Genomic DNA, 25,968 nt, shown 5'->3' on the forward strand with positions numbered 1-25,968 from the left:
GCAATTCAATGCACAGAGGGCGGGGTCGATGTATCTAGTCAAAACACCCGAGGGCCAGCTGGCCTTCAAGGAGCGCCATGCCGATCTGAGCCAGCGGCTGCGCTCGGCCTTTTTGCTGTTTGACGGTCGTCGCAGTCTCATGCAGGTGCTGGAGGCGACCTCGGCGCTGGGGGTGAACAAGGACGATATTCTGGCGCTGGTCGGCAAGGGCTGGCTGGCCACAAGAGAGTCGTCCGTCGCGGCCGATGCAGCAGTACAGGCCCATGCATCTTCGCTCTCAAAGAGCAGTTCGGCATCGTTGGCAGCTGCTGACGTCGACCCTGGCAGCGCCCAGAGGCGTTACCAGAGAGCCTATCCGATAGCAGTGTCCATCACGGGGGCTCTGGGGCTCAAGGGCTTCAGGCTGAATCTGGCGGTGGAGGCGGCCATGGGTTATGAGCAACTGGCAGCGCTGGCTCCGCGCATACGTGATGCTGCGGGTGACAAGGCCTATATGTCGTTGCACAGGGCGCTGTTTGAGGCGGAAGAGACATAAGCACCATCTGTGCCGAGCCTCTCGCAAAGAAAAAAGCGGCCTCAGAGAGAGCCGCTTTTTTGATGAGCCAGCCTGTTTTTTAGACAGCCAGCAGTTCCACGTCAAACTTAAGCGTGGCGTTGGGCGGGATCACGCCACCGGCGCCGCGCGCGCCATAGCCCAGGGCAGCGGGGATCAGCAGCGTGCGCTGGCCGCCCACCTTCATGCCCTGCACGCCTTCGTCCCAGCCCTTGATGACCATGCCGGCGCCCAGGGGAAAGACGAAAGGATCGTTGCGGTCCTTGCTGGAGTCGAACTTGGCGCCTTGCACGCCATTGTTGTAGAGCCAGCCGGTGTAGTGCACGGTCACGTTCTGACCGGCCTTGGCTTCGGCGCCTTCGCCCACGACGGTGTCTTCGTATTGCAGGCCGGAGGCAGTAGTGTTGAATGCCATGATGATTTCCTTTCAGCGCAAAGCAGAAAAAGGCGATGGAAAAAAGGGCCCGCCAAGCACGCTTGGGGCCCTTGGATGATAGTGGTGCACCTGCTTGCTGCCAGTCCCCCGGCCGCAACAGCGGCAAGGTTTACTTCTTGGCGCGCGCGGCAACCCAGCGGTTGGCAAAGGCTTGTACATCGGACAGGCGCTTGAGCAGATCCTGCCCGGTCAGGGTGACGGTGTAGCCGTCGCTGCCATGCTCGAGCAGGCCGCACTCGCGCAGCTCCTTGATACGGGTGTTCAAGGTGTTGGGGGTGATGCCGCCCACACTGTCTTGCAGCAGTCGGAAGGTCTGGGGATGACCATCCCGCAAAGCCCACAGCACGCGCAGCGCATAGCGGCATTCGAGCTTCTCGAACAGCTGGTTGATGGCGGCGTTTTCCTTGGAGCTCATGGACGCTTCTCCTTGCGCAATGATGTTGTCGAGCTGGGCGCACTAGGCGCTTTCAGTGCCATGTCCAATGGACTATAGCGGTTAATTTATTTTGCTACAAGTTTAGTAGCTTCAAATCTTCGACTGCAACGCCTTGAAGTGATAAAGGCCACAAACAGCGCGCAAGTGTTGCGGGTCAGCCACGAATCAGGGAGAAGACTCGCTTGCTTCAGGGTTTGTAGCAATAGGGGCAGGGCTGAAGCAGCCCTGGGGACAGGGTGGCGAGCCATGCCGGAAGTGTTAGTACTGGCTTAGGTGTTTCCGGGTGTAAAAATTGACTCTAGCCATTGATTTGTCAGAGCAAGCAGCTATGGAAATCATAGTTCCTGCTTTTGTGCCGGCATTTGCTTGAGTTGCACCAGCACCTGCAGCAGACGGTTGCTCGGCGTGGCAATGCCCAGGGCCTGACCGCGCCGCACCACATAGCCGTTGAGATGGTCTATTTCCGTGGTCTTGCCCCGCGCCAGATCTTGGGCCGTGGAAGAGAGCTGTCGGGGCATGGTGCGCGCTATGGCCGCTACAGCCTCGTCCACGGAGGCCGGCAGCAGCACGCCGTCGGCCAGAGCTACGGCCTTGCATTCGGCGGCAATATCCTGCATGACGGCGGGTACGCCCTGCTGCGCTATCAGCCAGCCATAGGGCTGCTGGGTGAGGGCGGAGAGTGCGTTGTACACGCAGTTGATGATGAGTTTTTGCCAGAGTGCGGTCAGCACGCCGTCCGAGGTCTGGGTGGGGATGTTTGCTGCGCTGAACTGGAGTGCAATCTCGTCACCCTGCGGACAGGGCGCGATGAGCAGCTCGCCCCGGCCGAAGTGACGCACATGGCCTGGGCCGGCCATGGCGGTGGCGACATAAACCACGGCAGCAGCCACCGGCTGCCGGCCCAGTACCAGGCGCAGGCGCCGGTCGTTGTCCACGCCGTTCTGCAAGCTCAGTACTTGAGTGTGCGCTGCCAGGTGGGGTTTGATCTGTGCAGCCGCTGCTTCGGTGTCGGTGGATTTCACGCAGAACAGCACCACATCGGCGCCTGCCACGGCACTGGCTTCGGTGCTGGTGGTGATGGGGATGTTCAGATCTTCTGTCGCCGTCTGCAGTCGCAGCCCGTGCTGGCTGATGGCCTGCATATGCGATGCTCTACCGATCAGCGTGACCGGGTGGCCGGCGCGTGCCAGCAGAGCACCAAAGTAGCAGCCCACCGAGCCCGCACCCATGACGGCAATGGACAGGCGGGGGGAGGCGGCGGTGTGGTTGACCATGTTCATGCGGCTATCTCGCAAAGAGGCTCAGCTCTTGAGCTTGAGCAGATAGGTCATCAGCTGGGCAGTGGAGGTTTCGACCTCCAGAAATTCATGCAGTGCCTTGCCGGTTTGCCAGGAAGAGTTCCAATTATTGCTGACCAGGGCTTGCTTCCAGCTGTCCTGGTTGCTTGCATGGTCGATAGCGGCCAGCAGTTGCTGGGCGCGTTCTGCCGGCAGATTCTTGCCTGTAAAGACGGCACGCCAGTTGGACATTTCCGCATCCAGACCCTGGTCGCGCATGGAGGCAATGCCGAACATGGCACGGCGTGACGAAACACCGAGGGCGCGCAGTTTGCCCGCCTGCAAGGCTTCTCTGAACTCGCTGTAACCAGAGATTCCCACCTGCACCTGCTTTTGCAGCAGGGCCTGGAGCACATCGTTACCGCCGGCAAAGGGTTTGTATTGCAGTTGCTCCGCATTGGCCTTGGCCAGGCGGGCCAGCATGCCTGCGTACATATGGTCCACACCGCCTGCAGAGCCTCCGGCAATGGTCAGTGCCGGCAGGTTCTCGCGCATGGCCTTGGCCAGTGCCTTGGGGTTGGCAAGCGGCGAGTCGGTGGGCACGGCCACCACCAGATAGTCGCTGGTCAGGCGCGCAAGGGGTTGCACCTGCTGCAGCGCGGCCGAATTCTTGTTCAGCGCCAGGGCGCCGACCATGACCATGCCACTGATCAGCAGGCAGTTGGGGTCGCTGCCATAGCGTTTGGTGTACTCGGCCAAGCCGATGGTGCCGCCCTTGCCGCCGATGTTTTCATAAACGACCTTGTCCACCGTGCCGCTGCTGGTCAGCGCGGTGCCCAGGGTGCGGCCGGTCTGGTCCCAGCCGCCGCCGGGGTTGGCGGGGATCACGATACGCAACTGCGTGCCAAGGCGCTGAGGCGGATTGGCGATGGCAGCAAAAGGTGTAGACAGCAAGGCAGCGCAATAGCTTAGCCAGTGGCGACGTGTCAGGGCATTGTTCGCGTGGGGGGTATTCATGTCTGTCTCCGTTGTTATGTGTCTTTTGGTGGGTTTGGCCGCAAGCGAAGGCTTGCTGACCTGGGCTGCATGCGAAAAAGCCCCGACCTGGGGCAGGTCGGGGCTTTGAGTAGCAGGGAACCGGCGCGCCGGTTCCTCGGACTGACTTTACAGCGAGTCGATGAAGCTGCGCAGCTTGTCGGAGCGCGAGGGGTGCTTGAGCTTGCGCAGCGCCTTGGCTTCGATCTGACGGATGCGCTCGCGCGTCACGTCAAACTGCTTGCCGACTTCTTCCAGCGTATGGTCAGTGGACATTTCAATACCGAAGCGCATGCGCAGCACCTTGGCTTCGCGAGGCGTCAGGCCGTCGAGAATGTCCTTGACCACATCGCGCAGACCGGCCTGCATGGCGGCGTCGATAGGCGCCGTGTTGTTGCCGTCCTCGATGAAGTCGCCCAGGTGGGAATCGTCGTCGTCGCCGATGGGGGTTTCCATCGAGATCGGCTCCTTGGCGATCTTCATGATCTTGCGGATCTTGTCCTCGGGGATCTCCATCTTGGCTGCCAGGATGGACGCATCGGGCTCGAAACCAAACTCTTGCAAGTGCTGGCGCGAGATGCGGTTCATCTTGTTGATGGTCTCGATCATGTGCACGGGGATACGGATCGTGCGGGCCTGGTCGGCGATGGAGCGCGTGATGGCCTGACGAATCCACCAGGTTGCATAGGTCGAGAACTTGTAGCCGCGACGATATTCGAACTTGTCCACGGCCTTCATCAGGCCGATATTGCCTTCCTGGATCAGATCCAGGAATTGCAGACCGCGGTTGGTGTACTTCTTGGCGATGGAGATCACGAGACGCAGGTTGGCCTCGATCATTTCCTTCTTGGCATCGCGGCTGGCGCGCTCGCCGCTGTTCATGCGCTTGTTGATGTGCTTGAGCTCTTCCAGAGGCACGACCACGCGGGCCTGCAGGTCGATCAGGTTCTGCTGCAGCTCCTGCACGGGCGGAATATTGCGCTCCAGCACGGCGCTGTAGTTCTTGCCTGCCGCCACTTGCTTGATGACCCAGTCCAGGTTCAGCAGATTGGGCGGGAAGTCCTTGATGAACTGCTCCTGGGGCATGCCGCACTTGTCAACGATGATCTTGCGCAGCTCGCGTTCCTTCTTGCGCACGTCGTCCACCTGGGCGCGCACCAGATCGCAGAGCTTTTCAATCGTCTTGGCTGTGAAGCGAATGGTCATCAGCTCTTCGGTGATGGCCTTCTGCACCTTCATGTATGCCTCGGTGCCGTAGCCTTCCTTGTCATACACCTTGTGCATCTTGTCGAAGAGCTCGCGCATGGAGTCAAAGCGACCCAGGGCTTCGTTCTTCAGCTCTTCGAGCTTCTTGGTCAGGGCCTTGGAGCCGCCCTTGCCGTCATCGTCGTCTTCTTCGTCGTATTCGTCGAAGTCTTCTTCGGCCACATAGTCGTCGTTCTCATTGGCATTGACGAAGCCGTCCACCACGGTGGAGATGACAACCTTGCCTTCGCGGATTTCCTCGGCCATGTTGAGGATTTCGGCGATGGTCGCAGGGGAGGCCGAGATGGCTTCCATCATGTCCATCAGACCGCCTTCGATGCGCTTGGCGATTTCGATTTCGCCTTCGCGTGTCAGCAGTTCGACGGTACCCATTTCACGCATGTACATGCGCACGGGGTCGGTGGTGCGACCGAATTCTGAGTCCACGGTGGACAGAGCCGCTTCGGCCTCTTCTTCCGCTTCTTCTTCGGTGGTGGCCGACTGGCCGGTGTTGTTCAGCAGCAGGGTTTCCGCATCGGGAGTCTGCTCGTACACGGCCACGCCCATGTCGTTCAACATGGAGATCACGACTTCCAGCGTTTCGGCATCGACCAGCTTGTCGGGCAGGTGGTCGTTGATTTCGGCGTGGGTCAGGTAGCCGCGGGTCTTGCCCAGCTTGATCAGCATCTTCAGACGCTGACGGCGGGTGTTCATTTCCTCTTCGGTCAGAACAGTCTCGTCCAGGCCGAATTCCTTCATCAAGGCGCGTTCCTTCGCCTTGCTGATCTTCATGCGCAGAGGCTTGGCCTTTTCGGCAGGAGCAGCAGACGCTTCGGTCGATGCCTCCTCTTCGACTTCGCCTTCCAGATCGCTGTCGATATCCGACAGGTCTGCATCATCCATGTCCTCGTCGGCCTCCTTGGCCTTGGGCTTGCGGCCGCGCTTGGCGGGAGTCTTGTCGGCATCGGCACTGGCAGCGGGGGCCTTGACGGCGGCTGCCTTCTTGGCAGCAGGGGCCTTTTTGGCGACAGTCTTCTTGGCGGCAGGAGCGGCAGCTGTGTCGTCGTCTTCTTCGGCCTTCTTGCGGCCGCGCTTGGGAGTTGCCTGCGCCAGCAGCGCATCGGCCATGGCTTTGAGTTCGGCTTGTGACTTGGTAACCACGGTGGTGTCTTTCTTTGCTTCGGCTGCAGATGCAGCACTCTTCTTCACAGCAGGCTTGCTGGCACTGGCCTTTTTCGCGGGCTCTGCTGCGGAAGTGGAAGTTTTAGAGGTCTTGGGCTTTGCTGAAGCTTCTGGGGCCTGCTTGGACTTCACGGACTTTGAAACGGGCATGAACACCTCTCACGGTACGAACACACACAAACACACAAAGGAAAACGGAAAATGCAAACAAACGCCATGAAAGCTGGCGCAAGAACAGGTCTAGCCTGTCCGGTGGAGCACAAAGACTCCATGGCAAGATGTTGGGGCGATCATTTGGTATGCAATCCTTGCGAGAAATGGGCCATGCAGTTGCTGCCATCACGTGATTTCTTCACGGTGCCCGGGTCGGAGGTGTTGCTGTCGCTCTTGCCTATATCCACTAAATTATACCTTTTTTAAAGATGTCAAGAGGTGGAGCTAATAATTACAGATAAATTTTTTCGCCGCTGTTGAAACTCAATGTAACGCCTTGCCGCTGTGGGGTCAGTAGCAATTTCCTTGAGAGCCTTGGCTTCTTCGCGCTTGAGGTGATCCACCAGAATCAGATTGAGCGTGCCGCGCAACTCCTTGCGCAACTCGTCCACTTCGCCTTCAGGGGTGGCATGGGCGCCGCTCATGAGCTTGTGGGCAAGCGGCTCGCAGGGTGAGCCTTGCAATTGCTCGCGCAGCACAGCCCAGGAGCGCGGCCCGGACTCGGTGAACTGGGCCTCCAGCCAACGGAACAAGGGGGCATGGCTTTGGTTGCAGCGAGCCAGGGCATCGAAATCCTCATGGGTCATCTCTTCCATGAACTCCATGTGACACATCAGCAGGCGTGCGGCCTGATCTTCGCGGCTGACCGGCGTGGGGCGCGGGCCCAGTTGTGGCGGGTTCCAGTCCTCGCCCTTCTTGCCCCAGGGCTTGCGCTGGCGGCCGAATTCCTTGCGGCCCGACCAGTTGCCACCATCGCTGCCTCCGCTCTGGCTTGGGTAGGAGGGGCTGGGTGCACCTGCGTCAGTCCAGTCGGGAGCGCTTTCCCAGTTGCCCGCAGGAGCATCCCATTCCGGTGCCTGAGGGCCGGGGGGCGCAGGGGCGCGGCGGGCAATGGGGGCGGTGCGTGCGGCTTCCTGCGCCCAGATATCGGAGAGGTCGCGCGAGTCCAGCTGGGCCAGGGCTGCGATTTCGGAGAGCAACTGGCGCTTGAGCGCGCCGTCGGGCAGCAGCGACCACAGCGGCCGGGCGTTGCTGGCCATGTGGGCACGGCCTTCTGTCTGTCCCAGATCGCAGCCTTCGCTGGCCGATTCGATGAGAAAGCGGCTCAGTGGCGTTGCATCGCCTACATAGCGCGAGAAGGCCTCGGGGCCGAATTCGCGGATGAAGCTGTCGGGGTCGTGCTCCGAAGGCAGGAACAGGAATTTGATGGAGCGCGTGTCGGTTGCCAGCGGCAGGGCTGCATCCAGAGCCTTGCGCGCGGCGCGCCGGCCAGCGCCGTCGCCGTCGAAGCTGAAGACCACGGCATCGGTGAATCGAAACAGCTTTTGCACATGCTCGGGCGTGCAGGCCGTTCCAAGCGTGGCCACGGCATTGGCAAAGCCGAGCTGGGCCAGCGCCACCACGTCCATATAGCCTTCGGTGACCAGGGCGTAGCCCATGTCGCGCAGGGCCTGGCGGGCCTCGTAAAGGCCGTAGAGTTCGCGGCCCTTGTGGAAGACCGGGGTTTCGGGCGAGTTCAGGTACTTGGGCTTTTCATCGCCGAACACCCGCCCGCCAAAGCCTATGCACTCGCCTTTGACATTGCGAATCGGGAACATGAGCCGGTCGCGAAAGCGGTCGTAGCGGCGGCTGTCGTCCTCGCCGACGATGACCAGCCCGCATTCTTCGAGCTGCGGGTTGTCGTACTCGGCAAATACGCTGGCCAGACCATGCCAGCCTGCAGGGGCATAGCCCAGGCCAAAGCGCTTGGAAACTTCGCCGGAGACGCCACGCTTTTTCAGATACTCGATGGCTTTCGGAGCTGCCTTGAGCTGCTTGCGATAGGACTCGCCGGCTTTTTCCAGCAGATCACTCAGTGTTTCCGCCTTTTGCTTTTGCTGAGCCTGGCGCTGGCGCTCGGCGGGACTGATGTCGTCCTGCGGCACTTGCAGACCGCATTGGTTGGCAAGCTCCTGCACGGCTTCGACAAAGCCCATGCCGGCATGCTCCATCAGAAAGCCGATGGCATTGCCATTCTTGCCGCAGCCAAAGCAGTGAAAGAACTGCTTGCTGGGGCTGACGGTGAAAGAGGGCGACTTCTCGCTATGGAACGGGCATAAGCCCATGAAGTTGGCGCCGCCCTTTTTGAGCTGTACATAGCGGCCCACGATGTCGACGACGTCGACGCGGGATAGCAACTCTTGGATAAATGATTGGGGAATGGCCACCCGCGTATTCTGCCTTTTTCGGCAATGGCCGAGGGCGCGGCAGGAATGGAGCAGGCGGGCAAAAAAAAGCCTGCACCCATGGGTGCAGGCTCAGGTCTCCTGATGCCTGGGTCATTGCCAGGCTCTCCTCTAAAACGTCTCCTCCGCCACTCAGTCTTGAGGCTTGCGACCGGCTCCGTGCGGGCAGAGATGCCGGTCTTGCACTGCCAGTGCAGGCAGTCATGTACTCAAAACATGTGCGCATTCTAAAAGCGATTCGAAGTCCTGGTGATTGGTCTGTCAGATAAATGATGTCTTATAGATGACTTGCATGAGTTGGCCCTGCCTGGGTAATGAGGGAATTTTTCAATGAGATTCCATGTTGTTGATTTAAAATGAATTTATCGATTTTCAGAAGCTGTTGAAAGTACTGTCTCGCTGAATGACCTTTTGCATTGCTCTGGTTTGTCTGTGCATGTCGCATGCCGGTTTGCCGGCGCGGTGCGGCATTTCGGGCGCAACTGCTTGATCCCGATCACAACAGGCCTGCATGGCGCTCGGTTGTAAGCCTGGCGTGACCGATGCTGGGGTACAAAACGCTCAGGAGACAAACATGACAAGTTCTTTCGATCTGAACCTTGCACCGAATACCGCCAACTACGCCGCGCTGACGCCGCTGAGCTTTATTGCCCGCACGGCCGAGGTCTACCCCGAGCGCCTGGCCATTGTTCACGGCGACTTGCGCCAGAGCTGGGCGCAAACCTATGCGCGCTGCCGTCAGCTGGCCAGCAGCCTGCAGAAAATCGGCATTGGCAAGAACGACACCGTGGCCGTGATGCTGCCCAATACGCCACCCATGGTGGAGGCGCACTTTGGCGTGCCCATGGCCGGTGCCGTGCTCAACACGCTCAATACCCGGCTCGATGCCGAGACCCTGGCATTCATGCTGGATCACGGCGAAGCCAAGGCCCTGATCGTTGACCCCGAGTTTGCGGCCTTGATGGCCAGGGCACTCAAATTGCGCAAGGGCACAGAACCCATCTATGTGATCCAGGTCGAGGACAGCGTCTATGGCGAGGCGGCCGAACAGATCGGTGCCATCGACTACGAAAGCTTTGTGGCCCAGGGCGATGCCGGCTTCGACTGGCAGTTGCCCGGCGACGAATGGGATGCGATTGCGCTGAACTACACCAGCGGCACCACAGGCAACCCCAAGGGCGTGGTCTACCACCATCGCGGCGCGCACAACAATGCCATCAGCAATGTGCTGGAGTGGGACATGCCCAAGCACGCGGTCTATCTGTGGACGCTGCCCATGTTCCACTGCAACGGCTGGTGCTTCCCCTGGACGGTGGCCGCACGCGCGGCGGTCAATGTCTGCCTGCGACGGGTGGATGCGCAGGCGATTTTTGACGCCATCCGCAACCATGGCGTGAGCCATTACTGCGGTGCGCCCATTGTGCACAGCCTGCTGGTGAATGCGCCGGCTGCCATGAAGCAGGGCGTGCCCGCAGGCGTCAAGGCCATGGTGGCAGGGGCCGCGCCGCCTGCATCGATGATCGAGGGCATGGAGGCCATGGGCTTTGACATCACCCATGTCTATGGCCTGACCGAAACCTATGGCCCGGCCACGGTCTGCGCCAAGCATGAGAGCTGGAATGCGCTCGATATCGGCGAGCGCGCCCGCCTGAACTCGCGCCAGGGCGTGCGCTACCACCTGCAGCGCTCTGCTGCCGTGCTGGACCCCGAAACCATGCAGCCCGTGCCGCGCGACGGCCAGACCATGGGCGAGATCATGTTCCAGGGCAATATCGCCATGAAGGGCTATCTCAAGAACCCGCAGGCGACGCAGGAAGCTTTCCGCGGCGGCTGGTTCCACAGCGGCGACCTGGCAGTTCAGCATCCCGACGGCTATATCCAGATCAAGGATCGCAGCAAGGACATCATCATCTCGGGAGGCGAGAACATCTCGTCCATCGAAGTGGAGGATGTGCTCTACCGCCACCCCGCCGTGCTGGCTGCGGCCGTGGTGGCCAAGCCCGATCCCAAATGGGGCGAGACGCCCTGCGCCTTCATCGAGCTCAAAGCCGGAGCCGAGACTACGGCCGAAGACATCATTGCCCACTGCAAAAAGCATCTGGCCGGCTACAAGGTGCCGCGCGCGGTGGTGTTTGGCGAGCTGCCCAAGACCAGCACGGGCAAGATCCAGAAGTTCGAGCTGCGCAAGCAAGTAGGCTCGGCTTCAGCTATCTCGGTTTGAGATCTGGCCGTAAACAAAGAAGCCCGGTGCTCCAGCTCTGTGGGCAGCGGGCTTTTTCGTGTCTGTCAGTTCAGTAAATTTGATAGCTGCTAGCGCCTGCTATTCATGGAACTTTGATGGCTTTCAATCTGAAATCTATGAATAGCAAGCGCAAGAAGCTCTGAATTGGATAGCGCCAACCGGGGCGTCGCGTCAGGCCTGCTCGGGCGGCATGCGCTGCCAGCCTTGGGGTGTCATACGCAGCACCTCGGCGCGACGCGTATCGGCATCGATGTGCCAGTCGCTGAGCACGATGCGCCACTGCTGCCTGCCCAGTGCGTGGTCGGCGGGCTGATGAGTGTGGCCGTGAATCAGCCAGGGCGCTTGCGCGGCCTGCATCCAGGTGGCACTCATCTGCGCGTCGGCATCCGCGTAGGGTGCGCCGCTTTGCTTGCGTTGCTCGCTTTCGCTGCGTGCCGATCTGCCGATCGCGCGGCGCACGGCCAGGGGCTGGGCCAGCAGTTGCTGCTGCCAGGCGGCGGAGCGCGAAACAGCGCGGAATTGCTGGTAGTCCACATCGTCAAGGCACAGCGCATCGCCATGGCTGAGCAGGATGCTGGTGCCTGCCCACCGCAGCACCGTGGGGTCGGAGAGGCCGGTCATGCCGCTGCGGCGCAGAAATTCGTCACCGGCCAGAAAGTCGCGGTTGCCGACCATGAAGAACAGCGGGCGCTGCTGCGCCGCCTCGCGCAGCACGGCGGCGCACTCGGCTTCGAAGCTGCCGGGCTCATCGAGTGCATCGTCACCCACCCAGACTTCAAACAGATCGCCGAGGATAAAGATGGCGTCGGCCGTGCTGCGCGCCAGATAGTCCCGCCAGGCTTCGACCGTCTGCGGCTCGGACGGCTGCAGATGCAAGTCGGAAATGAAGTCGATAGCTTGCCAGTCGGGTGCGCCTTGCAGCTGCGCCACCTGGGGAGCAGTCGTGCGGGGATCTGAAGAATCAGTCATGTGATGATGGTACGCAGCCTGAAAACAATAACGGCCCCGAGCGAGAGACGGCAAGCAAGAGCCGCCTCGCAGCGAGGCCGTCGTCCCGGCCGGGGGCGCCTTGCATCTGTGCCACTTGAGGCGCAGTCGTGCGGGAATCAGAATGAACGATGGATTCAGTCATTTGAACAAGTGAGGACTTGCGCAAACCAGAATGCAACAACAGCCTGCTTCCAGAGGCAGTCATCCTGCCTGAGCCCGTTTTTGCGTAAGTCGTGAGGTAAGCGGCTTCTAAAACAACAACGGCCTCGTGCGAGAGACGGCAAGCAAGGGCCGCCCCGCAGCGAGGCCGTCGTCCCCCTCAGGGGGAAGCCGCCAAGCGGCTCAGGGGGATCAAATTACAGGGCCACTGCCTTGTCGATCACCACGGCGTCGAAAGGCACGTCGTCGTGGAAGCCCTTGCGGGTGGTGCGCACCTTCTTGATGGCGTCCACGACTTCCTCACCCTTGACCACCTTGCCGAACACGGCGTAGCCCCAGCCCTGGCCGGTGGGAGCGGTGTGGTTCAGGAAGCCGTTGTCCACGGTGTTGATGAAGAACTGGGCGGTTGCGCTGTGGGGATCGCTGGTGCGAGCCATGGCAATCGTGTACTTGTCGTTCTTCAGGCCGTTCTTGGCTTCGTTCTCGATGGGAGCAGCAGTTTCCTTTTGCTTCATGTCGGCTGCAAAACCGCCACCCTGGATCATGAAGTTCTTGATCACGCGGTGGAAGATGGTGCCGTTGTAGAAGCCCTGGTTCACGTAGTTCAGGAAGTTCTCGGTGGACTTGGGCGCGTTCACGGCGTCCAGTTCCAGGGTGATCACGCCCTGGGTTGCGGTGTCAGCCACGTTGATGGTCACGTGCAGTTCGACTTGGGGATTGCTCATGTCTGTGCTTTCTAGAGGATGGAGTAAAGAGGCGGGCGCGGCCCGGCAGGTGCAGCGCCGCCGGGGTGTTTACTTGATTTCGGTGGCAGAGAGGATTGTTACCGGCGTCGTGGGTACATTCTGGTGCATGCCACGGTTGCCCGTAGCCACGGCGCGGATTTTGTCCACCACATCCATGCCTTTGACGACCTTGCCGAAGACGGTATAGCCATGGCCGTCGGGCTTGGGGGCGTTGAGCATGTCGTTGTTCACCACATTGATGAAGAACTGAGAGGTGGCGGAATTGGGGTTGCCGGTGCGCGCCATGGCAATCGTGCCGCGGTCGTTCTTGAGGCCGTTGCTGGCTTCCAGCGGAATCGGGGCGCGTGTGGGCTTTTCGTTCAGATTGGCGTCCATGCCGCCCCCCTGGATCATGAAGCCGTCGATGACGCGGTGGAACACCGTGCCGTCATAGTGCTTGTCACGCACATACTGCAGAAAATTGGCGGCGCTCTTGGGGGCCTTGGCATCGTTGAGCTCGACCACGATATCGCCCATGCTGGTCTTGAGCTGCACCTTGGATTGCGCCTGGGCCAGGCCGGGGGTGGCAAAAACAGTGGCTGTCAGCGCAATCGCGGACAGGGCCTTGAGGCTGTTTCGACGGAAATTCAGCATGGTCATATTCCTGGGTAAGTGGGCCTTGGGCAGGGCCGCAGGGATGGCGGCTGCGAAAAACAGGCTTGAGGCAGCTGAGGGCGCCGGCCTGCTTCACAAGAGGGAGAAGGGCGGCGATGGCAAAAAACGGGTTCAGCGCTGTGCAGGCTGGGCCGGGGCAGGCGTTGCGAGAGAGGCCGCAGGCTGCAGCAAGTCCTTGAGCTGCTTGAGCTTGGGGTTCAGGGCTGCTGGGCGGCCGCCCTTGGCCAGGGACTGCGCATAGGACTGATAGGCCAGGCGGGCATAGATATCGCCCAGGTTCTCGTGCGCCACGGCATAGTTCGGATTGTTGCGCACGGCGGCTTCGAGCGCGGCGCGGGCGCGATCCAGGTCACCCTGGCGTGCATAGATCACGGCCAGGTTGTTATAGGGCTCGGGCAGCTCGGGATAGTCCTCGGTCAGCTGGCGAAACGCTGCAATCGCGTCCTCGGTCTTGCCGTCATTGCTCAGCGCGATGCCGCGCAGAAAACGCATCTGCGGGTCGCGTGAATTCTTGGCCAGATAGGCGTCTGCTTTTTGCAGCGCCTGCTGTGTCTTGCCGCTCTTGAGCAACTGGGCAACATCCGTGTAATCGTCGGCGTAGGCGCTACCTGCAGCGAGCAAGGCAGCCAGGGCTGCCGCACGCGCTGCGGTACTGAACAAGTTGCGTACAGGCATGTAGGTGCTTTCATGGCGCCGCAAAACTGCGCTGCGGCGGGAGCTTATACTGCGGGGAATTGTAGCTGAGGGGTGTGCGGCGCTTAGGCGTCTGGCCGGACCGGGATGTGTCTGGATGCTAGTGCGCATTTTTCAGCCTCAGGGAATGGCAGGCATGGTTTATGCATCGCAGGCATGACCAGTGCTGCTGCTCGCCACCCTCTCTCCCTATTTCAAGATTCATGAGTTTGCGTATCTACAACACGCTGTCGCGTGCACTGGAATCGTTTTCGCCGCTTGAGCCGGGCCATGTGCGTATGTACGTCTGTGGCATGACGGTCTATGACCTCTGCCACCTGGGCCATGCACGCTCCATGGTGGCTTTCGACGTGGTGCAGCGCTGGCTGCGCGCCAGCGGCTACAAGGTGACCTATGTGCGCAACATCACCGACATCGATGACAAGATCATCAAGCGCGCGGTGGAAAATGGCGAGACCATACGCAGCCTGACCGACCGCATGATCGATGCGCTGCACCAGGACGCGGATGCGCTGGGCATCGAGCGCCCCACGCTGGAGCCGCGCGCTACCGAGTATGTGCCGCAGATGCTGAGCATGATTGCCCGCTTGCAGGGCAAGGGCCTGGCCTATCAGGCCGGCAACGGCGATGTGAACTACTCCGTGCGCAAGTTTCCGGGCTACGGCAAACTCTCGGGCAAGTCGCTGGACGAGCTCAACGCCGGCGAGCGTGTGGCCGTGGCCGACGGCAAGCACGACCCGCTGGACTTTGTGCTGTGGAAGTCGGCCAAGGTGGACGAGCCCGCCGATGTGAAGTGGGCTAGCCCCTTTGGCGAAGGTCGCCCCGGCTGGCATATCGAGTGCTCGGCCATGGGTTGCGAGCTGCTGGGAGAGAGCTTCGACATCCATGGCGGCGGTGCGGATCTGCAGTTCCCCCACCACGAGAACGAGATCGCCCAGAGCGAAGGTGCGACCGGCAAGCCGTTCGCACGGACCTGGATGCACAACGGCTTCATCAACGTGGACAACGAGAAGATGTCCAAGTCGCTGGGCAACTTCTTCACCATCCGCGACGTGCTCAAGGAGTACGACGCCGAGACCATCCGTTTCTTCGTCGTGCGCAGTCACTACCGCAGCCCGCTGAACTATTCCAATGTGCATCTCGATGATGCGCGCGGTGCGCTCAAGCGCCTCTATACCGCGCTGGACCTGGTGACGCCTGCCGAGGTGCAGATCGACTGGAGCAATCCCTATGCCGCCCGCTTCAAGGCGGCGATGGACGAAGACTTCGGCACGCCCGAGGCCGTGGCCGTGCTCTTCGAGCTGGCCGCCGAGGTCAACCGCAGCAAGTCGCCCGAAGTGGCTGGCTTGCTCAAGGCCCTGGGGGCCTGCCTGGGCTTGCTGCAGGCCGAGCCGCAAAAGTTTCTGCAGGCTGGTGCCGAAGGGGTGGACGCGGCAGCGATCGAGGCGCAGATTGCCGCACGCGCAGAGGCCAAGGCTGCCAAGAACTGGGCCGAGGCCGACCGCATCCGCAAGGAGTTGCTCGATCAGGGCATCGTCCTCAAGGACTCGGCTGCGGGCACGACCTGGGAAGCGGCCGCCAAGGGCTGAGGCTGCATGCAATATTCCATCAACTGTGTGAGCAGTGCGGAGAGTCGTGCATGAGTGCGGCCAAGCATCTGGATACCATGGAGTTTGAGCAGCTGCCGCTGGTGGCTGATCTGCCCGTGCCCATGGGGCCGGCTGCGCCTTTGCCTGTAGCGCCTTTGGGGGCCGCAGCCATTGCTCAGCCTGCGGGTACATCTGCAAAGCAGGCAGTTGCGTCCAAAGCGGCCGCTCCAAAGATCCATCTGGATTTGCCTGATGGTGTGCCCGCCTATTGGGCTGAGGCCTGTCGTCAGCTCATGCGCCGCGATCGTGTGCTCAAGCGCCTGATTCCGCAACTCGGCAGCCAAGCGCTGTTGCCTTGCGGGCAGGAGCAGGCCTTTGCCACGTTGGCCCGGTCCATCATCGGGCAGCAGATTTCGGCGAAGTCCGCCAAGACCTTGTGGAACAAGTTCGCCAGGCTGCCTGCTGCCATGCAGCCCGAGCAGGTGCTCAGGCTCAAGGTGGACGATATGCGTGCGGTGGGGTTGTCGGCCCGCAAGGTGGACTATCTGGTCGATCTGGCTCTGCACTTCACCGAGAACCGTCTGCACATGGATGAATGGGCTCAGATGAGCGATGAAGTCATCATTGCCGAGCTGATGTCCATACGCGGTCTCAGCCGCTGGACGGCCGAGAATTTTCTGATTTACTGTCTGGGGCGGCCCAATGTGCTGCCTCTGGACGATGCCGGTTTGATACAGGGCATCTCTCTCAATCATTTTTCGGGCGATCCTGTCAGTCGCAGCGATGCCCGTGAAGTTGCCGAGGCTTGGAAACCGTGGTGTACGGTTGCAACTTGGTATATTTGGCGCTCGCTCGAGGCGCAGCCTGTGGCTTGATGACATCTGTCCACTGGCCGATTGCAAGGATTGCAACAGGCTGGCACAAGGAGAAATACGTTGGCGAAAAAGAACTTTCTGGATTTTGAGCAGCCCATTGCCGAACTCGAATCCAAAATCGAAGAACTGCGCTATGTGCAGACTGAAAGCGCAGTAGATATCTCGGAAGAGATCGATCAGCTCAGCAAGAAAAGCCTGCAGCTGACCAAGGACATCTACAGCGACCTGACCCCCTGGCAGATCACCAAGATCGCACGCCATACCGAGCGCCCCTATACGCTCGACTATGTGCGCGAGTGCTTTACCGACTTTGTCGAAATGCACGGCGACCGCCACTTTGCGGATGACCAGTCCATCATCGGCGGCCTGGCGCGCTTCAATGGTCAGCCCTGCATGGTGATCGGTCATCAAAAGGGCCGCGATACCAAGGAGCGTACGCTGCGCAACTTCGGCATGACGCGTCCCGAGGGCTATCGCAAGGCCTTGCGTCTGATGAAGACGGCCGAGAAGTTCAAGCTGCCCGTGTTCACTTTCGTGGACACGCCCGGCGCCTTCCCAGGCATCGATGCCGAGGAGCGTGGCCAGTCAGAAGCCATCGGTCGCAACATCTACGAAATGGCCCAGCTGCAGACCCCCATCATCACCACCATCATCGGTGAAGGTGGCTCGGGCGGTGCGCTGGCCATTGCGGTGGCAGACCAGGTGCTGATGCTGCAGTACTCCGTGTACTCGGTGATCAGTCCCGAAGGCTGCGCTTCCATTCTGTGGAAGACCGGCGAAAAGGCCCAGGAAGCAGCAGACGCCATGGGCATCACTGCTCACCGCCTCAAGGCGCTGGGTCTGGTGGACAAGATCGTCAACGAGCCTGTGGGCGGTGCTCACCGCGATCACAAGCAAATGGGTGCCTTCCTCAAGCGTGCGCTGGGCGATGCCTATCGCCAGCTGACCGATCTCAAGCCCAAGGAGCTGCAGGATCGTCGCTACGACCGCATTCAGAGCTATGGCAAGTTTGCCGACACCAAGGCCGACAACCGCTGATCCAGCGGGCTTGATGCCGCTTGCGCACAATGGCTCCTTCGGGAGCCATTTGTTTTTTGTCGAGAGTTTATGAGCGAAATACGCCTTAATCCCTTGCTGGGTAGGCGTTGGCTGCTATTGAATTTGAAAGATGGAGTCTGTTGTTCATGCAAGCCCAGTCAGATGCTGACTTGTTGGCGGCTTCGGCCGGCCGGGTGGATGCCGCAGTGGCTGCATTCAATCCAGCGCTGCCGCTGGTTGTGGCCTTCAGCGGCGGAGCCGATTCGTCAGCTCTGCTGCTGGCCTGCCATGCGCGTTGGCCGGGGCAGGTGCGGGCGATTCATGTGCACCATGGTTTGCAGGTTGCAGCTGATGAATTTCAGCGGCACTGCGAGCAGCTGTGCGCCCGGCACGGCATTGCCCTCAAGGTCTGCGCCATCAATGCGCGCAATGTGCAGGGACAAAGCCCCGAAGATGCGGCGCGGCAGGGGCGTTATGCGGCCTTGATTCAGGAGGCTCGGCAGCCTTGGCTCGATGCGCAGGGTGCTGCGCTGGATGCGGTGCGCTCCATGGCGCTGGCCCAGCATGCCGACGATCAGGTCGAGACCTTGCTGTTGGCGCTCTCGCGCGGTGCCGGTGTGGCCGGTCTGGCGGCCATGCCTGGGCATTGGCAAAGAGCAGGGCTGGAATGGTTCAGGCCCTTGCTGGAGGTGCCGGGGCAGGCGCTGCGCGACTGGTTGCGGCTCAGGAATTTGAGCTGGGTCGAGGATCCGACGAATGCCGATCCAAGTTACACGCGCAATCGCATCCGGGCTCAGTTGCTGCCGGTGCTGGAGCAGGTCTTTCCGCAGTTTCGCAGTACGTTTGCACGCAGCAGCGCCCATTGCGCCCAAGCGTCGCAGTTGCTGGACCAGCAGGCGGCGGCAGATCTGCAACTGGTGGGGGTGCCGCCCGCCATCAAGGCGCTGCAGAGTTTGAGCGAGCTGCGTATGGGCAATGTCCTGCGTTATTGGTTGCGCACCGAGCATGGCACCACGCCGACGGCGGCACAGCTTGCGCAGCTCATGGCACAGCTCGGCGTTTGCACTACGCGAGGGCACCGCATCCACATCAAGGTGGGGCGAGGTTTTGTAGAGCGCCAGGGGGCAAGTCTCGGTTGGTACAATTCCTAGGTTTTGGTTTTTTTACCTGTACGAAAACCGCCGGCGCGCCAAAACCTTTGTGATCTGCGCCGTGGCTGCTGTTTCGTCACCCTTTAGTATCCAATGGCACTGATCGTTCATAAATACGGCGGCACCTCGATGGGCTCGACAGAGCGCATCCGCAACGTCGCCAAGCGTGTGGCCAAATGGGCTCGGGCAGGTCACCAGTTGGTGGTTGTGCCCAGCGCCATGAGTGGCGAAACCAACCGTTTGCTGGGTCTGGCCAGCGAACTGGCTCCCAGCCACGCCAAGAGTTCGTACTATCGTGAGCTTGATATGCTGGCCGCCACTGGCGAGCAGGCATCCTCGGCGCTGCTGGCCATTGCGCTGCAGGCCGAAGGCATGGAATCGGTCAGCTATGCGGGCTGGCAAGTGCCCGTGCGCACCGATAGCAGCTACACCAAGGCTCGCATCGAGTCCATCGACGACAAGCGCGTGCGCGCCGACCTCGAGGCAGGTCGTGTCGTGATCGTGACCGGCTTCCAGGGTATCGATCCCGAAGGCAATATCACCACGCTGGGGCGTGGCGGCTCCGATACTTCGGCCGTGGCCGTGGCTGCCGCCCTGAAGGCGGCCGAATGCCTGATCTATACCGATGTGGATGGCGTCTACACCACCGATCCCCGTGTGGTGCCTGCTGCCAAGCGCCTGGGTACGGTGAGCTTTGAGGAAATGCTGGAAATGGCCAGCCTGGGCTCCAAGGTGCTGCAAATCCGTTCCGTGGAGTTTGCAGGCAAGTACAAGGTGCCCATGCGCGTGCTGTCGAGTTTCACGCCCTGGGATATCGATCTGGAAGAAGAAGCCAAGTCCGGCACGCTGATTACTTTTGAGGAAGACGAAAAAATGGAAAAGGCTGTCGTATCCGGCATCGCTTTCAATCGTGGCGAGGCCAAGATCTCCGTGCTGGGCGTGCCTGATACCCCCGGCGTGGCTGCTGCCATCCTGGGTCCCGTGGCTGATGCCAACATCGAAGTCGATGTGATCATCCAGAACATCTCCAAGGACGGCAAGACCGACTTCAGCTTCACCGTGAGCCAGGGCGACTACCAGCGTGCCATGGAGCTGCTGCGTGAAAGCGTTGTTCCTGCGCTGGGTGCTTCCGAAGTGGTGGGCAATCCCAATATCGCCAAGGTCAGCATCGTCGGTATCGGCATGCGCAGCCATGTGGGCGTGGCCTCCACCATGTTCCGTGCTCTGAGCAAGGAAGGCGTGAACATCCAGATGATCTCGACTTCCGAGATCAAGACTTCGGTTGTGATCGACGAGAAGTACCTGGAGCTGGCCGTGCGTTCCCTGCACACCGCCTTCGGTTTGGACAAAAGCGAATAATTTTCGCAACTTTCCAAAAACGAACAAAAAAGCTGTTTACAATAGCGTCATTCCGGAAACGTGACCGAGTGGCCGAAGGTGCTCCCCTGCTAAGGGAGTATGGGGTGTAGAGCCTCATCGAGGGTTCGAATCCCTCCGTTTCCGCCAAATCAAAGAAAAAGCCGCAAGGCTTTTTCTTTTTGTCAAGACCATCTGGGTCTTGACAAAAAGTTTCAAACTTTGATTTGAGTCTGGTAAAAACAGGCTACAATGCAAGGCTTCGCTGATCGCAGCAAGCAACGAGATTCGAGATCGGTACTTCCGGTTTTGCACTCGGTTCCTTAAAAAAATACAGCCGATAAGCGTGGGCGTTTGAGGGCAAGCAGCCAGTTCTTCGGAGCAAACTCTTCGGAGTTATCAAGCGCTCACAAAAACAGTAATGAGGAAGAATTAATTCTTCTTGATTCCGTCAAGTGAGTGAGCAGTCGAAAGACTTTAAATTCAAGATCGAACTATAGAGTTTGATCCTGGCTCAGATTGAACGCTGGCGGCATGCTTTACACATGCAAGTCGAACGGTAACAGGTCTTCGGATGCTGACGAGTGGCGAACGGGTGAGTAATACATCGGAACGTGCCTAGTAGTGGGGGATAACTACTCGAAAGAGTAGCTAATACCGCATGAGATCTACGGATGAAAGCAGGGGACCTTCGGGCCTTGTGCTACTAGAGCGGCTGATGGCAGATTAGGTAGTTGGTGGGGTAAAGGCTTACCAAGCCTGCGATCTGTAGCTGGTCTGAGAGGACGACCAGCCACACTGGGACTGAGACACGGCCCAGACTCCTACGGGAGGCAGCAGTGGGGAATTTTGGACAATGGGCGAAAGCCTGATCCAGCAATGCCGCGTGCAGGATGAAGGCCCTCGGGTTGTAAACTGCTTTTGTACGGAACGAAAAGCCTGGGGCTAATATCCCCGGGTCATGACGGTACCGTAAGAATAAGCACCGGCTAACTACGTGCCAGCAGCCGCGGTAATACGTAGGGTGCAAGCGTTAATCGGAATTACTGGGCGTAAAGCGTGCGCAGGCGGTTTTGTAAGACAGTGGTGAAATCCCCGGGCTCAACCTGGGAACTGCCATTGTGACTGCAAGGCTAGAGTGCGGCAGAGGGGGATGGAATTCCGCGTGTAGCAGTGAAATGCGTAGATATGCGGAGGAACACCGATGGCGAAGGCAATCCCCTGGGCCTGCACTGACGCTCATGCACGAAAGCGTGGGGAGCAAACAGGATTAGATACCCTGGTAGTCCACGCCCTAAACGATGTCAACTGGTTGTTGGGTCTTAACTGACTCAGTAACGAAGCTAACGCGTGAAGTTGACCGCCTGGGGAGTACGGCCGCAAGGTTGAAACTCAAAGGAATTGACGGGGACCCGCACAAGCGGTGGATGATGTGGTTTAATTCGATGCAACGCGAAAAACCTTACCCACCTTTGACATGGCAGGAACTTACCAGAGATGGTTTGGTGCTCGAAAGAGAACCTGCACACAGGTGCTGCATGGCTGTCGTCAGCTCGTGTCGTGAGATGTTGGGTTAAGTCCCGCAACGAGCGCAACCCTTGCCATTAGTTGCTACATTCAGTTGAGCACTCTAATGGGACTGCCGGTGACAAACCGGAGGAAGGTGGGGATGACGTCAAGTCCTCATGGCCCTTATAGGTGGGGCTACACACGTCATACAATGGCTGGTACAAAGGGTTGCCAACCCGCGAGGGGGAGCTAATCCCATAAAGCCAGTCGTAGTCCGGATCGCAGTCTGCAACTCGACTGCGTGAAGTCGGAATCGCTAGTAATCGTGGATCAGAATGTCACGGTGAATACGTTCCCGGGTCTTGTACACACCGCCCGTCACACCATGGGAGCGGGTCTCGCCAGAAGTAGGTAGCCTAACCGCAAGGAGGGCGCTTACCACGGCGGGGTTCGTGACTGGGGTGAAGTCGTAACAAGGTAGCCGTATCGGAAGGTGCGGCTGGATCACCTCCTTTCTGGAAAAATGCTGCTTCAAATTGAACGTCCACACTTATCGGTTGTTGGAACAAGCCAGGTGGCCTGCTGAAAAAGTGGGCTGCGTGGAATGGGTCTGTAGCTCAGCTGGTTAGAGCACTGTGTTGATAACGCAGGGGTCGTTGGTTCGAGCCCAACTAGACCCACCAAGATTCCAATATCTGGTCAGAGGATCCCGGGGGATTAGCTCAGCTGGGAGAGCACCTGCTTTGCAAGCAGGGGGTCGTCGGTTCGATCCCGTCATCCTCCACCAAAAATGATAGCGCTAATGGTGCTATAATCGAAGGCTTCCCAATACAAAAGCAGTCTTGCAAAGACTGCTTTTGTATTGATCGAAACGTCGATCAATTGGCTGTTCTTTAAAAATTCATAGAGTCGAAATCAGCGTTGCTGGTGGAAAGAGTTGAAAAATACTCACCGTGCCGCCAGCAACATTTTGATTGCGTCAAAACAGATATTTTGCGAATGCAAATTTATCTAGTAATGACGAATATTCTCTAAGCTGCATCGAAAGATGCAGCCAAAGATATTCACATTACGGCATAACGCGTGAGGTGCAAGACCTCACCAGTCTTTGAAACCAGGCTTTGATTCTCGCTAAGAGAGTCCAAAGTTATAGGGTCAAGTGACTAAGAGCATATGGTGGATGCCTTGGCGATGATAGGCGACGAAAGACGTGATAGCCTGCGATAAGCTTCGGGGAGCTGGCAAATAAGCTTTGATCCGGAGATTTCTGAATGGGGGAACCCACCTCGCAAGAGGTATCGTGCACTGAATACATAGGTGCACGAAGCGAACCTGGAGAACTGAAACATCTAAGTACCCAGAGGAAAAGACATCAACCGAGATTCCGATAGTAGTGGCGAGCGAATTCGGAAGAGCCTTGCAGTGATAGTCGATCAGTTAACAAAACGGCATGGAAAGGCCGACCATAGTGGGTGATAGTCCCGTATGTGAAAACCGATCGGTGGTACTAGGCTGCAGACAAGTAGGGCGGGGCACGAGAAACCCTGTCTGAATATGGGGGGACCATCCTCCAAGGCTAAATACTCATCATCGACCGATAGTGAACCAGTACCGTGAGGGAAAGGCGAAAAGAACCCCGGGAGGGGAGTGAAATAGATCCTGAAACCGTATGCTTACAAAAAGTCGGAGCCCTTAGGGGTGACGGCGTACCTTTTGTATAATGGGTCAGCGACTTACATTCAGTGGCAAGCTTAACCGAATAGGGGAGGCGAAGAGAAATCGAGTCCGAATAGGGCGACTAGTCGCTGGGTGTAGACCCGAAACCAAGTGATCTATCCATGGCCAGGATGAAGGTGCCGTAACAGGTACTGGAGGTCCGAACCCACTAATGTTGCAAAATTAGGGGATGAGCTGTGGATAGGGGTGAAAGGCTAAACAAACTTGGAAATAGCTGGTTCTCTCCGAAAACTATTTAGGTAGTGCCTCAAGTATTACCGTCGGGGGTAGAGCACTGTTTAGGCTAGGGGGTCATGGCGACTTACCAAACCTATGCAAACTCCGAATACCGACGAGTACAGCTTGGGAGACAGAGCACCGGGTGCTAACGTCCGGACTCAAGAGGGAAACAACCCAGACCGCCAGCTAAGGTCCCTAAAATTGGCTAAGTGGGAAACGAAGTGGGAAGGCTAAAACAGTCAGGATGTTGGCTTAGAAGCAGCCATCATTTAAAGAAAGCGTAATAGCTCACTGATCGAGTCGTCCTGCGCGGAAGATGTAACGGGGCTAAGCCAGTTACCGAAGCTGCGGATGCACAGTTTACTGTGCGTGGTAGGAGAGCGTTCTGTAAGCCTGTGAAGGTGTCTGGTAACGGATGCTGGAGGTATCAGAAGTGCGAATGCTGACATGAGTAGCGTTAAAGGGGGTGAAAAGCCCCCTCGCCGTAAGCGCAAGGTTTCCTACGCAACGTTCATCGGCGTAGGGTGAGTCGGCCCCTAAGGCGAGGCAGAGATGCGTAGCTGATGGGAAACAGGTCAATATTCCTGTACCGATCAATAGTGCGATGTGGGGACGGAGAAGGTTAGCTCAGCCAACTGTTGGATATGTTGGTTCAAGCGTGTAGTCGTGCTCTTTAGGCAAATCCGGAGAGCTAAGATGAGGCGTGATAACGAGTCTGCTTGCAGACGAAGTGAGTGATACCCTGCTTCCAGGAAAAGCCACTAAGCTTCAGCTATTGACGACCGTACCGCAAACCGACACTGGTGCGCGAGATGAGTATTCTAAGGCGCTTGAGAGAACTCAGGAGAAGGAACTCGGCAAATTGACACCGTAACTTCGGGAGAAGGTGTACCCCAAGTAAGTGAAGTTGTACAAATGGAGCTCAAAGGGGTTGCAAAAAATTGGTGGCTGCGACTGTTTAATAAAAACACAGCACTCTGCAAACACGAAAGTGGACGTATAGGGTGTGACGCCTGCCCGGTGCTGGAAGATTAAATGATGGGGTGCAAGCTCTTGATTGAAGTCCCAGTAAACGGCGGCCGTAACTATAACGGTCCTAAGGTAGCGAAATTCCTTGTCGGGTAAGTTCCGACCTGCACGAATGGCGTAACGATGGCCACACTGTCTCCTCCTGAGACTCAGCGAAGTTGAAATGTTTGTGATGATGCAATCTCCCCGCGGAAAGACGGAAAGACCCCATGAACCTTTACTGTAGCTTTGTATTGGACTTTGAACGGATCTGTGTAGGATAGGTGGGAGGCTTTGAAGTGCGGTCGCTAGATCGCATGGAGCCGACGTTGAAATACCACCCTGGTGCGTTTGAGGTTCTAACCTGGATCCATTATCTGGATCGGGGACAGTGCATGGTAGGCAGTTTGACTGGGGCGGTCTCCTCCCAAAGCGTAACGGAGGAGTTCGAAGGTACGCTAGTTACGGTCGGACATCGTGACGATAGTGCAATGGCATAAGCGTGCTTAACTGCGAGACTGACAAGTCGAGCAGATGCGAAAGCAGGACATAGTGATCCGGTGGTTCTGTATGGAAGGGCCATCGCTCAACGGATAAAAGGTACTCTGGGGATAACAGGCTGATACCGCCCAAGAGTTCATATCGACGGCGGTGTTTGGCACCTCGATGTCGGCTCATCTCATCCTGGGGCTGTAGTCGGTCCCAAGGGTATGGCTGTTCGCCATTTAAAGAGGTACGTGAGCTGGGTTTAAAACGTCGTGAGACAGTTTGGTCCCTATCTTCCGTGGGCGCTGCAGATTTGAGGAAGCCTGCTCCTAGTACGAGAGGACCGGAGTGGACACACCTCTGGTGTACCTGTTGTCACGCCAGTGGCATCGCAGGGTAGCTAAGTGTGGAAGAGATAACCGCTGAAAGCATCTAAGCGGGAAACTCGTTTCAAGATGAGATCTGCCGGGGCCTTGAGCCCCCTGAAGGGTCGTTGTAGACCACGACGTTGATAGGCTGGGTGTGGAAGCGCAGTAATGCGTTAAGCTAACCAGTACTAATTGCCCGTGCGGCTTGACCCTATAACTTTGGGTAAGCCTGGAAAATGAAAGACAGAACGCAAGTTCTAGTTATGCCGAAAAGGCGCAATCGAAAAGCTGATTGAAGACTCTATGAATTCGTTGGATTGAAGGTGAGCGAGATTAAGAAGTTAATCGAGGCGCTGTCAATCTGACAAAAAGTTTATGCCTGATGACCATAGCAAGTTGGTACCACTCCTTCCCATCCCGAACAGGACAGTGAAACGACTTTGCGCCGATGATAGTGCGGGTTCCCGTGTGAAAGTAGGTCATCGTCAGGCTCTTACGCCAAAACGCCTGGCTCACGCCAGGCGTTTTCTTCTCCCTCCTTGTAAT

Annotated in this window: 17 protein-coding genes, 3 tRNA genes and 3 rRNA genes; 13 read left to right on the top strand and 10 right to left on the bottom strand. The window is 58.6% G+C overall.

What is annotated here, in order from left to right; translation table 11 throughout:
- Window positions 1-28: 28 nt before the first annotated feature.
- Window positions 29-535, top strand: a complete 507-nt coding sequence (locus MPZ60_RS06265) for a hypothetical protein (RefSeq protein WP_034360021.1) — start codon at window positions 29-31, stop codon at window positions 533-535.
- A gap of 79 nt (window positions 536-614) precedes the next feature.
- On the opposite strand, the gene MPZ60_RS06270 is transcribed toward MPZ60_RS06265, so the two are convergent.
- The 6 genes from MPZ60_RS06270 to dnaG all read right to left on the bottom strand — a co-directional run bounded on the left by MPZ60_RS06270 (window position 615) and on the right by dnaG (window position 8,584).
- Complete coding sequence (locus MPZ60_RS06270; RefSeq protein ID WP_003070674.1) at window positions 615-968, bottom strand: FKBP-type peptidyl-prolyl cis-trans isomerase; 354 nt, start codon at window positions 966-968, stop codon at window positions 615-617.
- A 130-nt stretch (window positions 969-1,098) separates the two neighbouring features.
- Complete coding sequence (locus tag MPZ60_RS06275) at window positions 1,099-1,404, bottom strand: helix-turn-helix domain-containing protein (protein ID WP_003057624.1); 306 nt, start codon at window positions 1,402-1,404, stop codon at window positions 1,099-1,101.
- A 356-nt stretch (window positions 1,405-1,760) separates the two neighbouring features.
- Complete coding sequence (locus MPZ60_RS06280) at window positions 1,761-2,705, bottom strand: ketopantoate reductase family protein (protein WP_034360023.1); 945 nt, start codon at window positions 2,703-2,705, stop codon at window positions 1,761-1,763.
- A gap of 21 nt (window positions 2,706-2,726) precedes the next feature.
- On the bottom strand, window positions 2,727-3,719 hold the full coding sequence (locus tag MPZ60_RS06285; protein ID WP_034360024.1) for a tripartite tricarboxylate transporter substrate binding protein: 993 nt from the start codon (window positions 3,717-3,719) through the stop codon (window positions 2,727-2,729).
- A gap of 147 nt (window positions 3,720-3,866) precedes the next feature.
- Entirely contained in the window at window positions 3,867-6,314 is a 2,448-nt protein-coding gene (rpoD, locus tag MPZ60_RS06290) for an RNA polymerase sigma factor RpoD (protein WP_034360073.1), read from the bottom strand.
- Between the two features lie 275 nt (window positions 6,315-6,589).
- Window positions 6,590-8,584 carry a DNA primase gene (gene dnaG, locus MPZ60_RS06300; protein WP_034360025.1) on the bottom strand — a complete coding sequence of 665 codons (1,995 nt, stop codon included), beginning with the start codon at window positions 8,582-8,584 and terminating at the stop codon, window positions 6,590-6,592.
- A gap of 592 nt (window positions 8,585-9,176) precedes the next feature.
- Between dnaG and MPZ60_RS06305 the strand changes: the two genes are divergently transcribed.
- Window positions 9,177-10,823, top strand: a complete 1,647-nt coding sequence (locus MPZ60_RS06305; RefSeq protein ID WP_034360027.1) for an acyl-CoA synthetase — start codon at window positions 9,177-9,179, stop codon at window positions 10,821-10,823.
- 192 nt (window positions 10,824-11,015) lie between these two features.
- Here MPZ60_RS06305 and MPZ60_RS06310 read toward each other — a convergent pair whose 3' ends face one another.
- The 4 genes from MPZ60_RS06310 to MPZ60_RS06325 all read right to left on the bottom strand — a co-directional run bounded on the left by MPZ60_RS06310 (window position 11,016) and on the right by MPZ60_RS06325 (window position 14,068).
- Window positions 11,016-11,813 (bottom strand): UDP-2,3-diacylglucosamine diphosphatase, encoded by a 798-nt coding sequence (locus MPZ60_RS06310; RefSeq protein ID WP_034360029.1) that lies wholly within the window; start codon window positions 11,811-11,813, stop codon window positions 11,016-11,018.
- Window positions 11,814-12,190: 377 nt separating this feature from the next.
- Window positions 12,191-12,718, bottom strand: a complete 528-nt coding sequence (locus tag MPZ60_RS06315) for a peptidylprolyl isomerase (RefSeq protein WP_034360031.1) — start codon at window positions 12,716-12,718, stop codon at window positions 12,191-12,193.
- A gap of 69 nt (window positions 12,719-12,787) precedes the next feature.
- Window positions 12,788-13,372, bottom strand: coding sequence for a peptidylprolyl isomerase (locus MPZ60_RS06320; protein WP_034360075.1), 585 nt, complete (start codon window positions 13,370-13,372; stop codon window positions 12,788-12,790).
- 132 nt (window positions 13,373-13,504) lie between these two features.
- The gene (locus MPZ60_RS06325) at window positions 13,505-14,068 is read right to left on the bottom strand and encodes a tetratricopeptide repeat protein (RefSeq protein WP_034360033.1); all 564 of its coding nucleotides are present in this window, start codon (window positions 14,066-14,068) and stop codon (window positions 13,505-13,507) included.
- Between the two features lie 221 nt (window positions 14,069-14,289).
- Here MPZ60_RS06325 and cysS point away from each other — a divergent pair, with 221 nt between their 5' ends.
- The 11 genes from cysS (at window position 14,290) to rrf (ending at window position 25,913) form a co-directional block, all read left to right on the top strand.
- On the top strand, window positions 14,290-15,675 hold the full coding sequence (gene cysS / locus MPZ60_RS06330) for a cysteine--tRNA ligase (RefSeq protein ID WP_034360035.1): 1,386 nt from the start codon (window positions 14,290-14,292) through the stop codon (window positions 15,673-15,675).
- A gap of 50 nt (window positions 15,676-15,725) precedes the next feature.
- Window positions 15,726-16,550, top strand: coding sequence for a DNA-3-methyladenine glycosylase (locus MPZ60_RS06335; protein WP_034360037.1), 825 nt, complete (start codon window positions 15,726-15,728; stop codon window positions 16,548-16,550).
- 60 nt (window positions 16,551-16,610) lie between these two features.
- On the top strand, window positions 16,611-17,588 hold the full coding sequence (locus MPZ60_RS06340) for an acetyl-CoA carboxylase carboxyltransferase subunit alpha (RefSeq protein WP_003057594.1): 978 nt from the start codon (window positions 16,611-16,613) through the stop codon (window positions 17,586-17,588).
- A 140-nt stretch (window positions 17,589-17,728) separates the two neighbouring features.
- Window positions 17,729-18,739, top strand: coding sequence for a tRNA lysidine(34) synthetase TilS (gene tilS, locus MPZ60_RS06345; RefSeq protein ID WP_080746208.1), 1,011 nt, complete (start codon window positions 17,729-17,731; stop codon window positions 18,737-18,739).
- 93 nt (window positions 18,740-18,832) lie between these two features.
- Window positions 18,833-20,098, top strand: a complete 1,266-nt coding sequence (locus MPZ60_RS06350) for an aspartate kinase (protein ID WP_003057587.1) — start codon at window positions 18,833-18,835, stop codon at window positions 20,096-20,098.
- Window positions 20,099-20,152: 54 nt separating this feature from the next.
- Window positions 20,153-20,245, top strand: a tRNA-Ser gene (locus MPZ60_RS06355).
- 341 nt (window positions 20,246-20,586) lie between these two features.
- A 16S ribosomal RNA gene (locus MPZ60_RS06360) occupies window positions 20,587-22,119 on the top strand.
- Window positions 22,120-22,210: 91 nt separating this feature from the next.
- Window positions 22,211-22,287 (top strand) — tRNA-Ile (locus MPZ60_RS06365).
- A gap of 28 nt (window positions 22,288-22,315) precedes the next feature.
- Window positions 22,316-22,391: transfer RNA gene (locus MPZ60_RS06370), tRNA-Ala, on the top strand.
- 366 nt (window positions 22,392-22,757) lie between these two features.
- Window positions 22,758-25,635 (top strand): 23S ribosomal RNA (locus MPZ60_RS06375).
- A gap of 165 nt (window positions 25,636-25,800) precedes the next feature.
- Window positions 25,801-25,913 (top strand): 5S ribosomal RNA (rrf, locus tag MPZ60_RS06380).
- Together the 16S, 23S and 5S rRNA genes with 3 tRNA genes alongside form the textbook arrangement of a ribosomal RNA operon.
- Window positions 25,914-25,968 lie beyond the last annotated feature (55 nt).

Origin of the sequence: Comamonas sp. 7D-2 (assembly GCF_022749555.1) — a bacterium.
Taxonomy (GTDB): Bacteria; Pseudomonadota; Gammaproteobacteria; order Burkholderiales; family Burkholderiaceae_C; genus Comamonas; species Comamonas thiooxydans.